Annotated in this window: 16 protein-coding genes; 9 read left to right on the top strand and 7 right to left on the bottom strand. The window is 72.5% G+C overall.

Annotation, left to right across the window (positions count from 1 at the left end; all coding sequences use genetic code 11):
* Window positions 1-22: 22 nt before the first annotated feature.
* Window positions 23-865 carry a universal stress protein gene (locus ABGB01_RS29025; protein WP_347776702.1) on the bottom strand — a complete coding sequence of 281 codons (843 nt, stop codon included), beginning with the start codon at window positions 863-865 and terminating at the stop codon, window positions 23-25.
* Between the two features lie 157 nt (window positions 866-1,022).
* Between ABGB01_RS29025 and ABGB01_RS29020 the strand changes: the two genes are divergently transcribed.
* Window positions 1,023-1,472: a pyridoxamine 5'-phosphate oxidase family protein gene (locus tag ABGB01_RS29020; protein WP_347776701.1), complete on the top strand. Its 450-nt coding sequence runs from the start codon at window positions 1,023-1,025 to the stop codon at window positions 1,470-1,472.
* 30 nt (window positions 1,473-1,502) lie between these two features.
* Here ABGB01_RS29020 and ABGB01_RS29015 read toward each other — a convergent pair whose 3' ends face one another.
* Window positions 1,503-2,480 (bottom strand): nitroreductase family protein, encoded by a 978-nt coding sequence (locus tag ABGB01_RS29015; protein WP_347776700.1) that lies wholly within the window; start codon window positions 2,478-2,480, stop codon window positions 1,503-1,505.
* A 179-nt stretch (window positions 2,481-2,659) separates the two neighbouring features.
* Complete coding sequence (locus tag ABGB01_RS29010; protein WP_347776699.1) at window positions 2,660-3,214, bottom strand: TetR/AcrR family transcriptional regulator; 555 nt, start codon at window positions 3,212-3,214, stop codon at window positions 2,660-2,662.
* A gap of 63 nt (window positions 3,215-3,277) precedes the next feature.
* Here ABGB01_RS29010 and ABGB01_RS29005 point away from each other — a divergent pair, with 63 nt between their 5' ends.
* The 7 genes from ABGB01_RS29005 (at window position 3,278) to ABGB01_RS28975 (ending at window position 11,464) form a co-directional block, all read left to right on the top strand.
* Window positions 3,278-3,685 (top strand): nuclear transport factor 2 family protein, encoded by a 408-nt coding sequence (locus tag ABGB01_RS29005; RefSeq protein ID WP_347776698.1) that lies wholly within the window; start codon window positions 3,278-3,280, stop codon window positions 3,683-3,685.
* A gap of 64 nt (window positions 3,686-3,749) precedes the next feature.
* Window positions 3,750-4,763 (top strand): alcohol dehydrogenase catalytic domain-containing protein, encoded by a 1,014-nt coding sequence (locus ABGB01_RS29000; RefSeq protein ID WP_347776697.1) that lies wholly within the window; start codon window positions 3,750-3,752, stop codon window positions 4,761-4,763.
* Between the two features lie 59 nt (window positions 4,764-4,822).
* Window positions 4,823-6,985: a DUF6351 family protein gene (locus tag ABGB01_RS28995; protein ID WP_347776696.1), complete on the top strand. Its 2,163-nt coding sequence runs from the start codon at window positions 4,823-4,825 to the stop codon at window positions 6,983-6,985.
* 168 nt (window positions 6,986-7,153) lie between these two features.
* A complete protein-coding gene (locus tag ABGB01_RS28990; RefSeq protein ID WP_347776695.1) occupies window positions 7,154-8,236 on the top strand; it encodes a sensor histidine kinase in 1,083 nt (360 codons plus the stop codon).
* Window positions 8,233-8,826: a response regulator transcription factor gene (locus ABGB01_RS28985; protein ID WP_347776694.1), complete on the top strand. Its 594-nt coding sequence runs from the start codon at window positions 8,233-8,235 to the stop codon at window positions 8,824-8,826. The genes ABGB01_RS28990 and ABGB01_RS28985 overlap by 4 nt, the downstream gene beginning before the upstream one ends.
* Before the next feature lie 46 nt (window positions 8,827-8,872).
* Window positions 8,873-9,874: a hypothetical protein gene (locus ABGB01_RS28980; RefSeq protein ID WP_347776693.1), complete on the top strand. Its 1,002-nt coding sequence runs from the start codon at window positions 8,873-8,875 to the stop codon at window positions 9,872-9,874.
* A 30-nt stretch (window positions 9,875-9,904) separates the two neighbouring features.
* Window positions 9,905-11,464, top strand: coding sequence for a PucR family transcriptional regulator ligand-binding domain-containing protein (locus ABGB01_RS28975; protein WP_347776692.1), 1,560 nt, complete (start codon window positions 9,905-9,907; stop codon window positions 11,462-11,464).
* 2 nt (window positions 11,465-11,466) lie between these two features.
* Here ABGB01_RS28975 and ABGB01_RS28970 read toward each other — a convergent pair whose 3' ends face one another.
* From ABGB01_RS28970 to ABGB01_RS28955, 4 genes are all read right to left on the bottom strand, one after another.
* Window positions 11,467-12,393, bottom strand: a complete 927-nt coding sequence (locus tag ABGB01_RS28970) for a polysaccharide deacetylase (protein WP_347776691.1) — start codon at window positions 12,391-12,393, stop codon at window positions 11,467-11,469.
* Window positions 12,390-13,517: an NADH:flavin oxidoreductase gene (locus ABGB01_RS28965; protein ID WP_347776690.1), complete on the bottom strand. Its 1,128-nt coding sequence runs from the start codon at window positions 13,515-13,517 to the stop codon at window positions 12,390-12,392. Before ABGB01_RS28965 ends, ABGB01_RS28970 begins: the two co-directional genes overlap by 4 nt.
* Before the next feature lie 11 nt (window positions 13,518-13,528).
* On the bottom strand, window positions 13,529-14,134 hold the full coding sequence (locus ABGB01_RS28960) for an urea carboxylase-associated family protein (RefSeq protein WP_347776689.1): 606 nt from the start codon (window positions 14,132-14,134) through the stop codon (window positions 13,529-13,531).
* A 130-nt stretch (window positions 14,135-14,264) separates the two neighbouring features.
* Window positions 14,265-15,926, bottom strand: a complete 1,662-nt coding sequence (locus tag ABGB01_RS28955; protein ID WP_347776688.1) for an ABC-F family ATP-binding cassette domain-containing protein — start codon at window positions 15,924-15,926, stop codon at window positions 14,265-14,267.
* Window positions 15,927-16,240: 314 nt separating this feature from the next.
* On the opposite strand from ABGB01_RS28955, the gene ABGB01_RS28950 reads away from it, so the two are divergent.
* Window positions 16,241-16,897, top strand: a complete 657-nt coding sequence (locus ABGB01_RS28950; RefSeq protein ID WP_347620554.1) for an alpha/beta hydrolase — start codon at window positions 16,241-16,243, stop codon at window positions 16,895-16,897.
* The last annotated feature ends 14 nt before the right edge of the window (window positions 16,898-16,911 follow it).

The following is a 16,911-nucleotide window of genomic DNA, read 5'->3' as shown; positions in this document are numbered from 1 at the left end:
CCCCACACCCACCGGCCGGAGGTCAGGCGCGGACCACCGCCACCGGGCATCGGGCGTGGTGCAGGACGCCCCGGCTGACCGAGCCGAGCAACATCGCGCTCAGGGCGCCGCGTCCGTGCGAGCCCACCACCAGCAGGTCCGCCCGTTCGGACGCGTCGGTCAGCGCGTCCACGGGATGCGCGGAAGGAACGTCCTCGACGGTCTTCACGTGCGGATGGCTCTCGGCGAAGGCTGCCAGCCGGACGCGCACGACCTGGTGCTGCGCCGTACGGACCTCGTCCATGTCGTAGACGAGCTCCGGTGCGTAGACGTGCACCGGGAGCTGCCAGGCGTGCACCGCGCGCAGGGCGGCTCCCCGCAGTTCCGCCTGCTGGAAGGCGTGGGCGAGCGCGGGCTCACATTCGGGTGAGTCATCCACGCCCACGACGACCTCCCCGTGTACCGGGCGGTTCTCGCCGCGCACGACCACGACGGGGCAGTGAGCATGCCCGGCCACGTGCGTGCTGACCGAGCCCACCAGGGCGCCGGCGAATCCGCCGAGACCGCGGCTGCCCACCACGACCTCGGTGGCGCCCGCGGCCTGCTCGCGCAGGACCGCGGCGGGCCTGCCCTCGACGTGCCGGGTGGTGACCTCGACGGTGGGCCGGCGCTCACGAACGAGCTCCTCCGCCTCGCGCAGGATCGTCAGCCCTTCGCGCAGCAGCAGATCGGGCAGGCCGAGGCTCGCATACTTGCCGACCTGGTACGGGCTGCGGTCGACCGCGTACACGATCCGCAGTGGCAGCCGCATGCGGAAGGCGTCGCCCGCCGCCCACTCCACGGCGGCTCGTGAGGCCACGGAGCCGTCCACTCCTACGATGATCATGACATGCCCTCCTTCGTCGCACCTCCATCGGAACCCGCTCGCCCCTGCCGGGTGCAGGGCCGGAGGTCGGTTTCCCCCGGGCCGAAGGACCCTGTCCGCCAAGGGGGCACGCGGGTAGCGTCATCGTCGTGAGCATCACCGGAAGGGAGACATCCGCATGACAAGCAGTGGCGACTTCGGGACCTCGCGTACGGATACGGCCGGATCCCCACCGGAAGTGCTCGAACGCGAGGAGTGCCTGCGGCTGGTGGCGCCCGGCGGCATCGGACGCGTGGCGTTCACCGGCTCGCACGGGCCGACGGTGCTGCCCGTCAACTACACGGTCCACGACGGTGCCATCGTGTTCCGCACCTCCTACGGCGGGCCGATGGATCAGGACCTGCGCACCGGTCTGGAGGGCGTGGACATCAAGATCGGTTTCCAGGTGGACCAGATCGACGTGACTCGGCGTGAGGGCTGGAGCGTCCTCATCCAGGGTCCCGCCCACCATGTGCCGCACGACGAGACGCCCGATGCCGACGTCACCCCGTGGGCGGGCGGCGAGCGCCACCTGTACATTCGCGTCGTCCCGCACCAGGTCACCGGCCGCCGCATCCACGGCCTGTGAAGACCCTTCGCGGTCAGCCCTGCTCGGCCCTCACCACACGACCTCGGACAGGGGACGGCGTACCGAACCCTTCTCGTCGAAGGTGACGCCCAACCTCATGAGCATCTGCGGGTGCTCGCCCGAGCAGAGCCCCTGCCTCATGAACTCGCGCAGCAGGCCCATCTCCAGCGCCTGGGTGTGGAAGGCGGCGCTGACGCCGTACGCCGAAGCACGCAGCAGAACGTGCTGCAGCGCCTGCCCCGCGGCGATCCACTCGTGGCGGCCGTCACCCTGCGTGGTGAGCAGCGCTACGACTCCGACGGCCGCCGCGCCGCGCGGGTCGGCTTCGTAGCCCCAGTCATGCCGCCAGGCGTAGTCCCGCTGCGGGAAGCGCGGCTGGGTCGGCGCCGCCGCGCGCGGGTAGCCGTCCGCGGGCACCCCGTCGGTGCGGCTGCTGCCGGGTGGCCTGGCCCAGCGGATCACCTCGAGGCTGAAGCGCCGGTCCTGCGCCTGGACGCCCTGGGCGGCCTGGGTGAGCGCGGCGAGCACGTCGACCGCCTCCGGGGAGCGGACGGGGGTCAGCTTGGCCCCTTCGTTCGATGCCGCCGCGCTCAGCCGGTCAATGAGCCTGTCCGGCACCCGCACGTCGGCGAATCCCGCCCGGTGGGTACGGCGGTGGCGGATCTCGCCGGCCAGGACCTCGGTGGTTTCGTCGGGCTGCACCTCGGCACCCGGCTGGAGCGTGGCGAGCAACGACGGGCGGTCAGGGTCCGGCAGGACGCGTACGACGGGCTCGAAGCCCTCGTGGCGCAGCACCGTACGCATGGTGAACAGGGCCGCCCCGCAACTGATCAGCACCTCGCGGCCCGCGGCGTCGCCGACGCGCAGTTTCCTGTCCGGGTCGGCCCGCAGGCTGATCGTCTCCCCCGACACCGAGAAGGTCCAGGGCTGCGTGTTGTGCACGGACGGTGCCCAGCGCGCCGCCTCCACCGCGGCGTCGAGCACCTGCTTCGCCGAAGGGATGGCCATGACTCTCACCTCCATAGGGGGTCATGCTCAGCGCATCACGCAGGAGAGGTGCCCGGTCAGGGCCGAAGGTCCCGGCCTGGAGGGTCGTCGGCCCTCCGATCCGCGAACCTGCGGCGGGAACCAGGGGGTGGGACCGGTTGCGGAGGATGTTCCTTGTGCGTCGTGCCTCGGACATGGCGCTAGGCGAGGACGGCGCGGCAGACGGACACGATCAGCTCGTCCACGGACGGCGGCGGCGCTCGATGGCCCAGCAGGTGGCGCCGGACCGCGCCGTAAGGGACGTCGACCACAGCGAAGAGCAGCCGGTCACGGTCGACGCCGGAACGCGCGGCGAAATCGTCCAGCGTGACCGCCACCCGGGCGTCGCACTGGTCCAGATCCTGACCGAGCTCGGCCGGCCATCGCGCGGCCAGGTCCTCGCGGCGGTGCAGGAGGAGCAGCGCCGCCTCGGCAGGATGCTCACGGCACCAGCGTGGGACGTGCAGCGCGGCAGCCTCGGCGTCTCCGGCCGCCAGCGCACGGACGAACCCGTCCTGGAATCGTCGCACGGTACGCAACCACAAGCGGGCGATCAACAGATCACGTGAACCGAAACGGTGGTAGAGCGAGCCGGTCGGACCACCGAGTCGAGCGGCGATCGCCGCCATCGTGGGGGCGCCCGGGCCGCTCTCGGCCGCAATGGCCAAGGCCGCGTCCAGGATCTGGTCGTGGCTGAACTTGGCCGGTCTTCCCATGGAACGCGCCTCCTGATATTAGTTGATGCATTCTAGAATAACTCGACCTAAAAGGGGGGTGGAATGTCCACGGCATCCGCTGTCGTCAAGCGGTTCTACGCCGCCGCCCAAGTCGCCGACGGCGCCGCGATCCTGGCCCTGCTCCATCCGGACTTCCGGGCCCGGACCGCACCGGGCATGCCCTGTGGCGCCGGTGGCGCCTTCCACGGGCCGAAGGAGGCTCTTGCGCACGTCTGGGGCGCGGTCTTCGCCGACTACGACACCGCGCCCTACGACGAGACCTGGCACGAGACCACCGAGGGGATCATCGTCGTGACCGGACACTACCGGGGTACCGCCCGCGCCACCGGCCGCGCTCACGACGCCGAGTTCGTCCATCTGTGGCAAGTCACGGACGGCCAGATCTCCTGGCTGCACCAGTACACCGACACCGCCCGCTGGCACCAGGCGCTCGCTCAGGAGGCGGAGTGACAGGCCGGACCCCGGGTGCGGAGCTGACGCGGAACGACGGCCGGCGGGATGCGAGGCCACGCCAGTGCGCGCCCTGGTGCTGACCGGCCCGGGCCAGGCCGGCGTCCACGAGGTCGAGCCGCCGGCCGCGGCACCCGGGGAAGTGATCGTGGACGTCGAGCGGGTCGGCGTGTGCGGGACGGACGTCGAGCTGTTCACCGGCGGGATGAGCTACCTGCGCACCGGCCGTTCCTGGTATCCGTTACGTCCCGGCCACGAGTGGTGCGGGCGCGTCGCCGCGGCCGGGCAGGGCGTGGACGGCGCCTGGCTCGGCCGTCGCGTCACGGGCGACACCATGCTCGGTTGCGGACGTTGCGAACGCTGCCGCGACGGCCGCCACCACGTCTGCGCCGGCTCGGCCGAGATCGGCATCAGCCGGGGCCGCCCGGGCGCGCTGGCCGAACGGCTCGCGGTCCCCGTCACGGCCCTGCATCGCCTGCCGGACACCGTGGATCCCACGCTCGGCGCGCTCGTCGAGCCGGGAGGCAACGCGCTGCGGGCCGTGCGCGCCGCCGAACTCGGCTCGGGCGAGCGGCTGCTGGTCCTCGGCACGGGCACGATCGGCCTGCTCGTGGCGTTGTTCGCGCACGCTGAGGGAGTCGACGTTCACCTGATGGGCCGCGACGAGGAGGCCCTGTCGCCGGCCCGGCGGCTCGGCTTCGCCAACGTCTGGACCCGCCCCTCGCTGCCGCCACTGCGCTGGGACGCCGTCGTCGACGCCTCCAACGCGGCCGGGTCGCCCGGCCTCGCGGCACGGCTCGTCGAACCCGCGCGGCGCGTGGTCTGCATCGGGCTGGCCGGCGCCCCGTCCACGATCGACACCCGCGAGCTGGTGCTCAAGGACGTCACCGCCGTCGGCATCCTGGGCGGTTCAGCCGGGCTGGAGGGAGCCATCGCCGCCTACGCCCGTGGCTCGGTGGACGCCCGCCCGCTCGTGGCGGCCACGGTCGGCCTCGCCGAGACCGCCGGAGTCCTCGCCGGCCACCGTCCCCCCGGCGCCGGCCCCGGCCCGAAAATCCACATCGACCCACGACGCTGAACCGGCCGCGGCTGGACGGTCCCTAGCGTGTAGATCGTTTATGGCGTAAAAAGCCCCATATGAGATCGTTTGCGCGTCGTTTATCTTCCCTGTCGGCCGCCGGGGTCGTCGCAGTGACCCTCGCCTCGGGCCCGGTGGCCGCCACGACCCCGGAAGGGGGCGACGGCCTGGACTTCACCGTGCTCTCGTCGCGCCCGCAGGTCGTCTCAGCCGGGAACGCCCTGGTCCGCCTCGACGTCCCGGACGGATCCGCCGAGAAGGTACGGGTGAAGCGCGACGGGACGGACGTGACCTCGGACTTCCGGCCCGTCGACGGCGGCAGGGCGCTGGAAGGGCTGGTGACGGACCTGCGGGCCGGGCGCAACGTCCTCACCGCGTCGGCGCGCGGCGTCCGGCCGGCGCGGATCGTTCTCGACGACCACCCGGTGACGGGACCGGTGTTCTCGGGGCCGCACGAGCAGCCGTTCATCTGCGACACGGCCGAGTTCACCACGGTGACCGGGAGCAAGCTCGGCCCGCCGGCGGACGAGGACTGCTCGATCGCCACCCGGGTCGACCACGTCTACCGCACCACGGCCGGGAAGTTCGCACCGCTGCCCGCGGGCCAGACCCGCCCGGGCGATCTCGCCTGGACGACGACGAGCGAGGGCCGCCGGGTGCCGTACATCGTGCGGGTGGAGACCGGCACCATCAACCGGGCCGTCTACGAGATGTCGATGCTGGCCGATCCCGCCGCCGAGGAGCCGGATCCGTGGCGGCGCTCGCCCGGCTGGAACGGCCGGCTGATCTACACCTTCGGCGGCGGCTGCTCCAGCGGGTGGTACGTCCAGGGCCGCAACACCGGCTCGGTGATGGACGACAGGATGTTGCGCCAGGGGTACGCCGTGGCGTCGTCCTCGCTCAACGTCTTCGGCAACAACTGCAACGATCTCCTGGCCGCCGAGACGACGAGCATGGTCAAGGAACGCTTCATCGAGGCGTACGGCGCTCCGGCGTTCACGATCGGCTGGGGCTGCTCGGGTGGGTCGTACCAGACGCACCAGATCGGCGACAACTATCCCGGCCTGCTCGACGGCATCGTCTCGGGATGCAGCTTCCCCGAGGTCGGCTTCGGCACGGTCAACACCATCACCGACGCGCGCCTGCTCGACCACTACTTCCGCGAGGTCGCGCCCGATGCCTTCAGCCAGGAGCAGCAGCAGACGGTCTCCGGCTTCGGGCGCTGGGAGAGCATCGCGAACCTCGGCCGGGGCGGCGGCCGGATCGACCCGCGGATCTTCTGCCCCGGCCGGCTGCCCGCGCCGTTGCGCTACCACCCGGAGAACAACCCGACCGGCGCCCGGTGCGACGTGTACGACCACACCGTGAACGTCTACGGCCGCGACCCGCGGACCGGGTTCGCCCGGCGGCCGCTGGACAACACCGGCATCCAGTACGGGCTGGGCGCCCTGCGGGACAAGGCGATCACGGTCGAGCAGTTCCTGGACCTCAACGAGCGGATCGGCGGCTTCGACGCCGACGCGAACCACGTGCCGGAGCGGACGCGGGCCGACCTGGCCGCGACGCGCGCGGCGTACCGGAGCGGGCGGCTGCTCAACGCGGGCGCCGGCCTGGCGCGCATGCCGATGATCGACTACCGCGCCTACACCGACGACGCGCCGGGCGGGGACATCCACATGCGGTTCCAGTCGTTCTCGACCCGGGAGCGGCTGCTGAAGGCGAACGGGACGTTCGGCAACCAGGTCATGCTCGTCGAGGACAACCGGTACGGCGGCTTCTCGCTGAACAGCCCCGTCCTCCTGGACGCGCTGACGCAGATGGACCGGTGGCTCACCGCGATCGCCGCCGACCACCGCCCCGGCCGCCCCGCCGACAGGGTGGTGCGGAACAAACCGCGCGAGCTCACGGACGCCTGCTGGACCCGCGACCCCGAACCCCGGAAGATCACCGAACCCCAGGTCGCGGGCAACGGCACGACCACCTGCAACACGCTGTACCCGGTGTGGACCTCGCCGCGGCTCGTCGCGGGCGGAACGATGGCGAACGACATCGTCAAGTGCCGGCTGGGGCCGATCGATCCCGCCGGGTACGGGACGCCTCTGACGAAGCCCCAGCTCGACCGGCTCCGGAAGATCTTCCCCGGCGGGACCTGCGACTGGAGCGCGCCCGGGATCGGGCAGCAGGGCCTCGCGGGCACCTGGCAGTCGTTCGGCAAGCACTGATGTAGGTCGGCGCGGCGGCCGTGGACAACGAACGCCTGCGCTTCGCCCGCGACATGCACGACCTTCTCGGGCACAGCCTGGCCGTGATGCCGGCCCCCCCGCCCCCCCCCCCGACATATGACATTCGTCAGGGTTCGGCGGGGATGGTCGCTGGCTAGGGTGGACCGCATGAAGGCCCGCCTGTGGACCTCCGTCTATCTCGTCGTCCTGGTGTGGCCGGTGCCCGCGTTTCTGGCGTCCGGCCCTCCGGGCGCCCTGACCGGGCTGATGTTCGCAGGGATGGCGTGCTTCGTGCTCCTCTACCTGCGGGTCGCGTGGACCGCGCTGGAGCGCCCGCACCTCAACGCCACCCCGTACGCCCTGATCCTGCTCTACCTGGTCGCGGCCGCGATGGCGCCCCTTCTCGGTGAGATGTGGGTGTTCGCGACGTCGTACTTCCTCATCACCGCGGCGGCCACGTCGCTGCCCGCACGGGCCCTGCCGGCGGTGACCGTGGCCGTCGCCGGGGCGACCGCGCTCGCCCTTCCGCTGCTCGGCAGGTCACTGGCCGACTACTGGTGGATGCCGTTGCAGACCGTCGTGTTCGCCGCCGCCATGCACGCCTTCCTCCAGCTGAACGCCGCGAACAAGGCGCTGAGCGAGGCGAACGTCGAGGTCGAGCGGCTGGCCGTGGACAACGAACGCCTGCGCTTCGCCCGCGACATGCACGACCTTCTCGGGCACAGCCTGGCCGTGATGACGGTGAAGAGCCAGCTCGCGGACAGGCTCGCCATCGCCGACCCGGAACGGGCCAGAGCCGAGATGCGGGACGTCGAAGAGCTCTCCCGGCAGGCGTTGTCGGAAGTGCGCGAGGCGATCGCGGGTTACCGGGAGCTGTCGCTCGTCGGAGAGCTCGACGGCGCGCGCCGCGCGCTCGACACCGCGGGCGTGCGGCTGGAGGTGGCGGCGGACCCGCTCCCGGCCGATGCCGAACCCGTTCTGGCCTGGGTGGTCCGGGAGGCCACGACGAACGTCGTCCGGCACAGCGGCGCCCGCCGTTGCCGCATCCGCCTCGGTGTCGAGGGCGGGCAGGCGTACGCGGAGGTGCTCGACGACGGCCGCGGGCCCGCCGGAGCCGCGGACGCCGGCGGCAACGGGCTGCGCGGCCTCGCCGAGCGCATCCACGTGGCGGGCGGCACGTTGCACGGCTCGGCCGCTGAGGAGGGCGGTTTCCTGCTGACCGCCCGGCTGCCCGTGGCGGACGTGCCGTGATCCGCATCCTGCTGGCCGACGACCAGCACCTCGTACGCGAGGCGCTGGCGGCGCTGCTCGGCCTGGAGCCCGACATCGAGGTCGTCGGCCAGGTCGGCCGGGGCGACGAGGTCGTGGGCGCCGTCGCCCGGCTCCGTCCGGACGTCGTGCTGCTCGACATCGAGATGCCGGGCCGCGACGGTCTCACCGCGGCGGCCGAGCTCACCGGCGTACGCGTGATCATCCTGACCACCTTCGGCCGCCCCGGATACCTGCGGCGGGCCATGGACGCCGGCGTCGCCGGCTACGTGGTCAAGGACGCCCGGGCCGGGGAACTGGCCGACGCCGTCCGGCGGGTGCACGCCGGCGAGAGGGTGTTCGACCGCAAGCTCTCCGCCGCCAGCCTCTCCGCCGGCACCAATCCGCTCACCAGCCGCGAACGCGACGTGCTGCGCGCCGCCAACGAGGGCGGCACGATCGCCGACATCGCCCGCCGCCTCTACCTGTCCGACGGGACCGTACGCAACTATCTGTCGTCGGCCATCGGCAAGCTCGGCGCCCGCAACCGGGCCGAGGCGGCGCGCGCCGCCGAGTCCAAGGGCTGGCTCTGACGAACGTCACTACCGGCCGCACCCCTGGCCTGGCCAGGCTAGGGGCATGGGAAGACGTATCGCGCCCGCGCTCGGGCTCTTCTTGTTGTCGCCGCTGATCGGCGAGTTCCTGCTGGGCAACCTGCCCGTCACCATGCTGGTCGCGCTGATCACGCTGGCCCCGCTGTACGGGGGCGGCGCGCTGCTCGTCCGTGAGCTGGCCAGGCGGCGGGGGGCCGGCTGGCCGGGCATCGTCCTGCTCGCCGTCGCCTACGGTCTCGTGGAGGAGGGCCTGGCCACCCGCTCCCTCTTCAACCCCGGCTACGCCGGGATGGACCTCACCTCGTACGCGTGGATCCCCGGTCTGGAGGTGAGCGCCTGGTGGGTGAGCTTCGTGCTGGGCGGCGTGCACGCCGTGGGCAGCATCTGCGTCCCCATCGCGATCATGGAGTCTTTCGTGCCGGCCAGGGCGACGGAGCCGTGGCTCCGCCTTCCCGGGCTGGTGACCGCCGGGCTCCTGTTCGGGTTGGGGGCGGTGGCCACCGCCCTGTTCGACCCGGCCGCGTACGAGCCCTCCTTCGCGCAGGCCGCCGCCGTCGTCGTCCTGGCCGGGCTGCTGGTCCTCCTCGCCCTGCGCCGCCGCGGCCGGGCCGTCGGGGCCCAGGGGCGGGCTCCCGGGCCGTGGCCGGTGCTCGGCTTCTCCCTGGCGGCCGGAGCGGTGTTCTGGCTGGCGGCCCTGGCTCTCGACACGCTGGGCGCTTGGCCCGTCGTGGCCGTCAACCTCGTCGTGTACGCCACGGTCTGCACTCTGGTGACCCGCTGGTCCCGGCGGCCCGGGTGGGGGCCCGTCCAGACGTTCGCGCTGGCGGCCGGCGGCGTGCTCACCTACGCCTGGCACGGCTTCCCGCAACCGCCCGCCACACCCGTGGAACCGGCGATCGACCTGGCGGGGAACACCGCCTTCGCGCTGGCCGCCGTCGCGCTGCTCGCCGTGGCCGCGGCCCGGCTGCGATCACCGCGGCCCGCACGCCGGGAGGGAGCCTCCGCGTCCATGGAGGGATCTCCATGAACGCCTTGTTCTCCTGGATATAGTCACATCGTGTTCACCCTTCGTTCGCTGGCGGATCGTTCGTCCCTCCACCTCACCGTGCTGGTCGCGGGCAGGCCGGGGGCGATGGACGAGCCGGTCGCCTGGGTGCACAACACCGAACTCCCCGACCCGTCCCCCTACGTGCGCGAGCGGGAGCTCGTGCTGACGAACGGCCTGTGGCTCGACCGGGTGTCGCCCGCGCGGTTCGTCAGGAGCGTCAAGGGCGCCAAGGGCAGCGGCATCGTCTTCGGCCTGCGCGCCGAGCTGCCCGCCACGCCCCCGGACCTGGTCGAGGCCTGCCGGGAGGCGGAGCTGCCGCTGCTGGAGATCTCCATCGAGGTGCCGTTCACGGCGGTCTCCCAGGCCGTCGCCGACATGCTGGCCGACGAGCGGAAGCAGGCGCTGGTCGGCATGGTACGCCGGGGCGACGCGCTCGCCACGGCGATCTCCCGGGGAGCCGGCGCCTACGGGGTGCTCGACGTTCTGCGGCGTGACTACGACCTGCCCCTCGCGGTGGTCGACAGGATGGCACGCTCGCTCGCGGCGGTCGGCGCCGACCTCGGCGCCGACCAGCTGCACGCCGTCGCCACGGGGCTGGCCAAACGTCCACCGGCTCTGGAGGTGGAGCTGGGGGACGCGGGGCGTGCCGCGCTCTTCCCGGTGGGCGCCGTCGGCGACATCGACGCCGCCCTCATCTGCCTGCGGCCCCTGCGCCGGCTCACCTCGGCCGAGCGGGAAGGGCTCGAGCAGGCGGCCAGGTTCCTGAGCCTGGAGGTCGCCAAGCAGCAGGCCGTCCAGGCGATCGAGATGCGCTTCGCCAGCGAGCTCCTGGAGATGATCCTGTCAGGGGGCAGCCGGGCTGCCGAGGTGCCCGGCAGGCTGCGCGCCTTCGGCGTGGACCCGGGTGGCCCGCTGGCCGTGTGCGCCGTGGCGTTCGCGCAGCACGAGACCGCGACGATGCACGGGCTCGCCGAGGCGATCGGGGAGTTCTTCGCCGCAGAAGGCGTGCCGGTGGTGGTCGCCGGCGGCACGCAGGACGTCGTCGCCGTACTGCCGTGGCGCCATCCGGAACAGGGGCTGCCGCCGTTCGCGCAGCGCCTGGTGCGCGGCGTCGAGCGGCGCTTCCCCGGCCTGCGCCCGGTCGCGGGGCTGGGCGGCATCGCCTCGCAGGCGGCCGAGCTGCGGCCTGCCCTCCTGCAGTCCAGGGAGGCCTGCCGCGTGCTCCTGCGCGCCCGCGCCGGCCCCCGCGTGCGGGCCTTCTCGGAGCTGGGCACGCACCGGCTGCTCCTCGGGCTGCTCGACGCGGAGACGTCCCGCCGGTTCTCCGCCGGGCTCCTCGGCCCGCTGAAGGACCACGACGCGCGGCGGGGCGGCGACCTGGAGCTGACGCTGCGCACGTTTCTCGATCACGACGGGCAGTGGGCGGCGACGGCCACGGCGTTGCATGTCCATGTCAACACCCTCCGCAACCGCCTGGCCAAGATCACCGAGCTCACCGGCAGGGACGTGGGACGCACCGAGGACCGGGTCGACCTGTTCCTGGCGCTGACCATCGACGCGATGGACTGAGCTCAGTCCGGGTAGACGTCCGGCGAGGCCTCGGGCGGCCCGGGGCGGCGCACGGCCAGCCCGGCGTCCGCGGCGGCCGACTCGGCGACGTCGCGGCAGCGGGCGAACGACACGTCGGCGCAGCTTCGCGCGTATTCCAGGAAGCGTCGCAGCGCCAGGGCCCGCCCCGGCCGCCCCGACAGGAACGGATGCACGCACAGGTTGAACAGGCCGCCATAGTGGCGCATCCCGTCCAGCTCGGCCCGCCACAGCTCCAGCACCTTCGCCGGGGACTCGATGACCGAGCCGACGTGCGGAGCCGGCAGGAACGCGTACTGCTCCCAGTCGTCGAGCGACCAGTGGACGGGCAACTCGATGATCTCGCCCGCCGGCGTCTCCACCTTGTACGGCCGGTCGTCCCCCATGAGGGAGGAGTCGTAGCGCAGCCCGTGCTCCGCGACCAGGTCGCCGGTCTGCCAGGACGCCTCCCACAGGGCGGCCCGATGCCCCCGGATCTCGATGCCCTGGCGGTCGAAGACGGCCAGGGCCCGCTCGAAGTCGGCGCGCTCCTCCTCGGCCGTCATCGACGTGGGCGGGCGGTGGCTGTAGGAGTGGTGCGCCACCTCATGGCCCCGCCCGGCGATCGACGGCGCCAGCCACGGGCGGTGCTCGGCCACCCAGCCGGGCACGAAGAACGTGGCCGGCACGGACACCTCGTCGAGGAGGTCCAGGATGCGGGGCAGGCCGACCTCGGGCCCGTACGCCTGGTGGGACATCGTGCCGGCGTGGCCGGCGTAACGGCGGCCACGCGCCAGCACGGGCGTCTCGGCGTCCACGTCGAAGGTCAGCGTGACCACCGCGGCGGCCCCCTCACGCCAGCCCGGGCCACCGGACCCCGAGGGCGGGCCCAAGCCGTCGCCCTGGCCGCCGGACCCCGAGGCCGCGCTCAAGCCGTCGCCCCGGCCGCCGGTCGCCACAGCCGGGCGTTGTTCAGCGTCGCCATCGGCTGGAGCATGCGGTGGTCGAAGTCCGCCATGGGCAGGCCGAGAGCCAGGCGCCGCGGGAAGTCCGGGTTGGCGAGCGCGCCCCGGCCCAGGGCCAGCACGTCGGCGTGGCCGTCCGCCAGCACCGTGGCCGCCCGGTCGGCGTCGTGCATGCCGCCGTTCGCCAGCACCGGCAGCCCGGTCACCTTCCTGGCCAGGCCCGTGATCGTCATTCCCCCGTCCAGGGTCGCCGTCTCCACCCAGTCGCGTCCTTCGCTGGCGATGTGCAGGTAGCTCGCGCCCGCCTCGGCGAGCGCCGCGAAGATGATCTCCGCGTCCCTGGCTCCGCCCGCCCATCGGTGGGTGTGATCGTTGACCTTGCCCTGGGACAACCGGATGCCCACGCAGAAGCGCGGGCCGACTTCCGCCCGGATGGCGGAGACGATCTCTGCTGCCAGTCGTACCCGGCTGGAGACCCCGCCACCGTATCGGTCGTCACGGGTGTTGGTGTAGTCGGTCAGGAACTGGTCGATCAGGTATCCGTTGGCGCCGTGCACCTCGACTCCGTCGAAGCCGGCCCGCTCGGCGCGGACGGCCGAGTCCACGAAGCCCCGCACCGCCAGGTCGATGTCCTCCTGGCGCATCGAGCGGGGCGTGGACCAGGGCCCGTGACCGCCGTATTCGGGCATCTTCTCGCCGCGCGGCGGCACCGCCGACGGCGCCATCGTGTCGTCACGGTAGCGGTTGCCCTGCGACAGCGCGCCCGCGTGCATCAGCTGGAGCACGAAGGCCGCGCCGGCGGCGCGCACCCTTCCCGCGATCTCCCGCCAGCCGGCCTCGTGGCCGTCGCTGACCATGCCGGGCTGGTTGAAGTATCCCTGGCTGTACCGGGTGTCGGTGTAGGTCCCCTCGGTCACGACGAGGCCGAACCCGCCGCGGGCGAACGCCGCGTAATAGTCGGCCATCTCCTCCGTCGGCGTGCCGTCGGAGGCGGCCGACACCCTGGTCATGGGCGAGACCGCCAGCCGGTTGGCCAGGCTCAGCTCGCCGATGGTCTCGGGACGCAGGGCGGGATGCTGGACATCGTTCATTTCACTGGTTCCTAGGCTCGTGAGTCGTGGTCGCTGAGGAGATCGATCGCCAGCGGCGTCGGCCGGTGGCCGTTGATCTCCACCAGGTCCTGAGGGCAGGCAGAGACGACGAGGACGCAGTCCACGGCCGCCTCGAACGTGATCGTGTCACCCGGGCGGCTGATCGCGGTCAGCCAGCTCAGCCGGCCGTCGCCCGACACCGGGATCCTCATGAACAGGTTGACCGGCTGCGGAGTGCGCGGACTCGTCAGGCCCAGCGCGGCCAGGCTCCGGCGCAGGTTGTCCGCGCACGAGGCATGGAATCCGGTCACCCCCAGGGCCCGGTAGCGCTCCGGGTCGCAGGCCGCGATGAGCATGTCGTGCACGCCCGGCGAGGTGTCGCCCACCAGGGTGAGAATCGGCCTGCGCCGATCGGTCACGAACTGCTCGCCCACCGCCGGGAACAGGCGGCTGGTGGCGGCCCGCGTGTGGGACGCGCTGAGCTGCTCGGTCGTGTCATCGGCGGCGAACGCGAACAGGTCGCCCACCTGGCCTCCTTCGAGGTCGGTGACGCGTACGCGCTGACCGGCGCCGACCTTTACCGCCCGCCCTTCAGCGGCGGGCACGATGACTCGCATGGCCCCAGACAACCAGCCGGCGCCCCGGCCCCACCATGGAGGTTCCCACCATGTCCACCCTCACCAATGGATGAACCTCCACCGCGGGACCTCGGCCACGGGAAGAGCACCCCGGCACCGCAGGCGACCGTCACTCGCGGGCGGGCCCGCCGCGCTCCACCAGCCGGCCGCCGGACAGCTCCAGCCAGCGGCCCACGTTGATCTCCGCGAGGAACCGCTCGTCGTGGCTGACCACCACGAAGGCCCCTTCGTACGCGCCGAGCGCACTCTCCAGCTGGCCGACGCTGACCAGGTCGAGGTTGTTCGTGGGCTCGTCCAGCAGCAGGAGCTGGGGAGCCTCATCCGCGCACAACACGCAGGCCAGCGTGGCGCGCAGGCGTTCGCCGCCCGAGAGCACCCCGACGGGCAGGTGGGCGCGCGAGCCCCGGAACAGGAAACGGGCGAGCAGGTTCATCCGTTCGGACTCCTGCATGCCGGAGGCGAACGCTGACAGGTTCTCGGCCACGGTGCGCTCGACGTCGAGCAGGTCGAGCCGCTGCGACAGGTAGGCGACCCGGCCGCCGGCCCGCCTGACGGTGCCGTCGTCCGGCTCCAGCTCACCGCTGATCATGCGCAGCAACGTGGACTTGCCCGCGCCGTTGGGGCCGATCAGCGCGATGCGCTCGGGCCCGCGGATCTCCAGGTCGACGCCGGGCTCGGCGAACAGGCCGCGCGCCTGCAGGCGTTGGCCGAGGAAGACCGTGCGCCCGGCGGGCACGTTGGTCCCGGGTAGCTGCAGCGCGATCCGCTGGTCGTCGCGCACGGCACGGCCCGCCTCCTCGAGCCGGGCCCTCGCGTCGCTGACGCGGGCGAGGTGGGTCTGGCCTGCCCGCCCGGCCGACTCCTGGGCGCCGCGCTTCATGTTTCCCGCGAAGATCCTCGGCAGGCCGGCGTTCTTGAGGTTGCGGGCGGCGTTGCTCGCCCGGCGGTCGGCCCGTTCGCGGGCCTGCTGCAACTCCCGCTTCTCGCGCTTCAGCTCCTGCTCGGCACTGCGCACGGTCCGCTCGGCGGCCTCCTGCTGCGTGCGTACGGCCTCTTCGTACGCCGTGAAGTCGCCCCCGTAGAAGCGGACCTCGCCCTGCTCCAGCTCGGCGATGCGGTCCATGCGGTCGAGCAGGGCCCGGTCGTGGCTGACCACGAGCAGACAGCCGTTCCACTCCCCCAGCACGTCGTAGAGCCTGCGGCGCGCATCGAGGTCGAGGTTGTTCGTGGGCTCGTCCAGCAGCAGGACGTCCGGCCGCCTGAGGAACTGCGCGGCCAGGCCGAGCGACACCACCTGGCCGCCGCTCAGCGTTCGCAGGGACCGGTCGAACGCGAGACCCCCGAGGCCGAGCCGGTCGAGCTGGGCCCGGGTGCGCTCCTCGATGTCCCAGTCGTTGCCGATGGTGGCGAAGTGCTCCTCGCTCGCGTCGCCCGACTCGATGGCGTCCAGCGCGGCGATGACGGGGGCGATGCCGAGCACCTCGGCCACGGTCAGGTCGCCCGAGGTGGGCGCGGACGTATGCGCCGAGTCGGGCGCCGAGATGGTCAGGGTCTGCGGCAGGTAACCGAGCACGCCCTCGACGGACACGCCGCCGCTCTGGGGCCGGTGCTCGCCTGCGATCAGCTTGAGCAGCGTGCTCTTGCCCGCGCCGTTCGGGGCGACCAGACCCGTACGGCCGGCGGCCACGGTGAAGGACAGGCCGGCGAAGACGGGGGTGTCGTCGGGCCAGGAGAAGGACAGGTTGGAGACGATGACGAACGCGTCGGACATGGAGAAGGACCTCGTGGCGATGCGCGGGGCGCGCCGAAAGCCGCCCGGCGGAAGGGGACAGGGATTCGGGAACGACGACCAGGGCCACATCGGCGGCGGTCATGGCGCCTGCCGGGGCCGGTCACTCTCCGGTATCACCCGGAGATGTCGTCGTCACCTGCCACGTCTGGATCTCCTCATCCGGTCAGAAGTGCCCTACACCATAGCAGCCGCCGGAACCCGTACGACGCCCTGGCAACCGTGGGAGCCACCGGGCGCCGATCGCAAGCACGCCCGGACGATGAGTTTCCGCGCCGCCGCCGGTCATCACGGTCATGACAACCTTCGTTCTCATCCACGGCGGCGGTGGCAGCGCATTCGACTGGCACCTGGTCGAAGCCGAGCTCCGCGACCGCGGCCATGACACGATCGCGGTGGACCTGCCCATGTCCGATCCGCGGGCAGGGCTGTGGGACTACGCGGACGCCGTCGTCCGGGCGGCCGGCGAGCGGCGGCCCCTCGTGGTGGTGGCTCACTCGTGGGGCGGCCTCGTGGGCCCGCTCGTCTGCGCGCGTACAGAAGCCTCGGCGCTCGTGCTGGTGACCGCCATGATCCCGAGCCCGGGTGAGGCGCCGGACGACTGGTGGGAACGCAGCGGCTGGGTCTCGCCGGACATCGACGACGTCCATGAGCTCTACCTGCACGACGTTCCGCGCGAGCTGGCCGAGCGGGTGCTGGCCCACGACGGCGCGCTCGCCGAGACGATGAGCATGGAGCGGGCGTGTGGCGAGCCCTGGCCGCTGGCCGCCTGGCCGGACGTCCCGACGCGATATCTGCTCTGCCGCGACGACCGCTTCTTCCCGCCCGGCTTCGTGCGCCGCCATGTCGAGGAGCGGCTCGGCATCACCCCGGACGAGATGCCCGGCAGCCACATGGTGATGTTGTCACGCCCGGCCGAGCTGGCCGGCTATCTGGTCCAGGTCCGGCCGTGAGGCCGCGCGCTCCG

Source organism: Nonomuraea sp. B5E05 (assembly GCF_039880665.1).
Taxonomy (GTDB): Bacteria; Actinomycetota; Actinomycetes; order Streptosporangiales; family Streptosporangiaceae; genus Nonomuraea.
This window is presented reverse-complemented; position numbering and strand designations above follow the sequence as displayed.

Coding starts and splice junctions, on each gene's coding strand:
- ABGB01_RS28955 (WP_347776688.1), bottom strand. CDS start 15,926: ATGTCCGACGCGTTCGTCATCGTCTCCAACCTGTCCTTCTCCTGGCCC.
- ABGB01_RS29015 (WP_347776700.1), bottom strand. CDS start 2,480: ATGGCCATCCCTTCGGCGAAGCAGGTGCTCGACGCCGCGGTGGAGGCG.
- ABGB01_RS28990 (WP_347776695.1), top strand. CDS start 7,154: ATGAAGGCCCGCCTGTGGACCTCCGTCTATCTCGTCGTCCTGGTGTGG.
- ABGB01_RS29010 (WP_347776699.1), bottom strand. CDS start 3,214: ATGGGAAGACCGGCCAAGTTCAGCCACGACCAGATCCTGGACGCGGCC.
- ABGB01_RS29005 (WP_347776698.1), top strand. CDS start 3,278: ATGTCCACGGCATCCGCTGTCGTCAAGCGGTTCTACGCCGCCGCCCAA.
- ABGB01_RS28980 (WP_347776693.1), top strand. CDS start 8,873: ATGGGAAGACGTATCGCGCCCGCGCTCGGGCTCTTCTTGTTGTCGCCG.
- ABGB01_RS28960 (WP_347776689.1), bottom strand. CDS start 14,134: ATGCGAGTCATCGTGCCCGCCGCTGAAGGGCGGGCGGTAAAGGTCGGC.
- ABGB01_RS29020 (WP_347776701.1), top strand. CDS start 1,023: ATGACAAGCAGTGGCGACTTCGGGACCTCGCGTACGGATACGGCCGGA.
- ABGB01_RS28995 (WP_347776696.1), top strand. CDS start 4,823: ATGAGATCGTTTGCGCGTCGTTTATCTTCCCTGTCGGCCGCCGGGGTC.
- ABGB01_RS28965 (WP_347776690.1), bottom strand. CDS start 13,517: ATGAACGATGTCCAGCATCCCGCCCTGCGTCCCGAGACCATCGGCGAG.
- ABGB01_RS29025 (WP_347776702.1), bottom strand. CDS start 865: ATGATCATCGTAGGAGTGGACGGCTCCGTGGCCTCACGAGCCGCCGTG.
- ABGB01_RS28950 (WP_347620554.1), top strand. CDS start 16,241: ATGACAACCTTCGTTCTCATCCACGGCGGCGGTGGCAGCGCATTCGAC.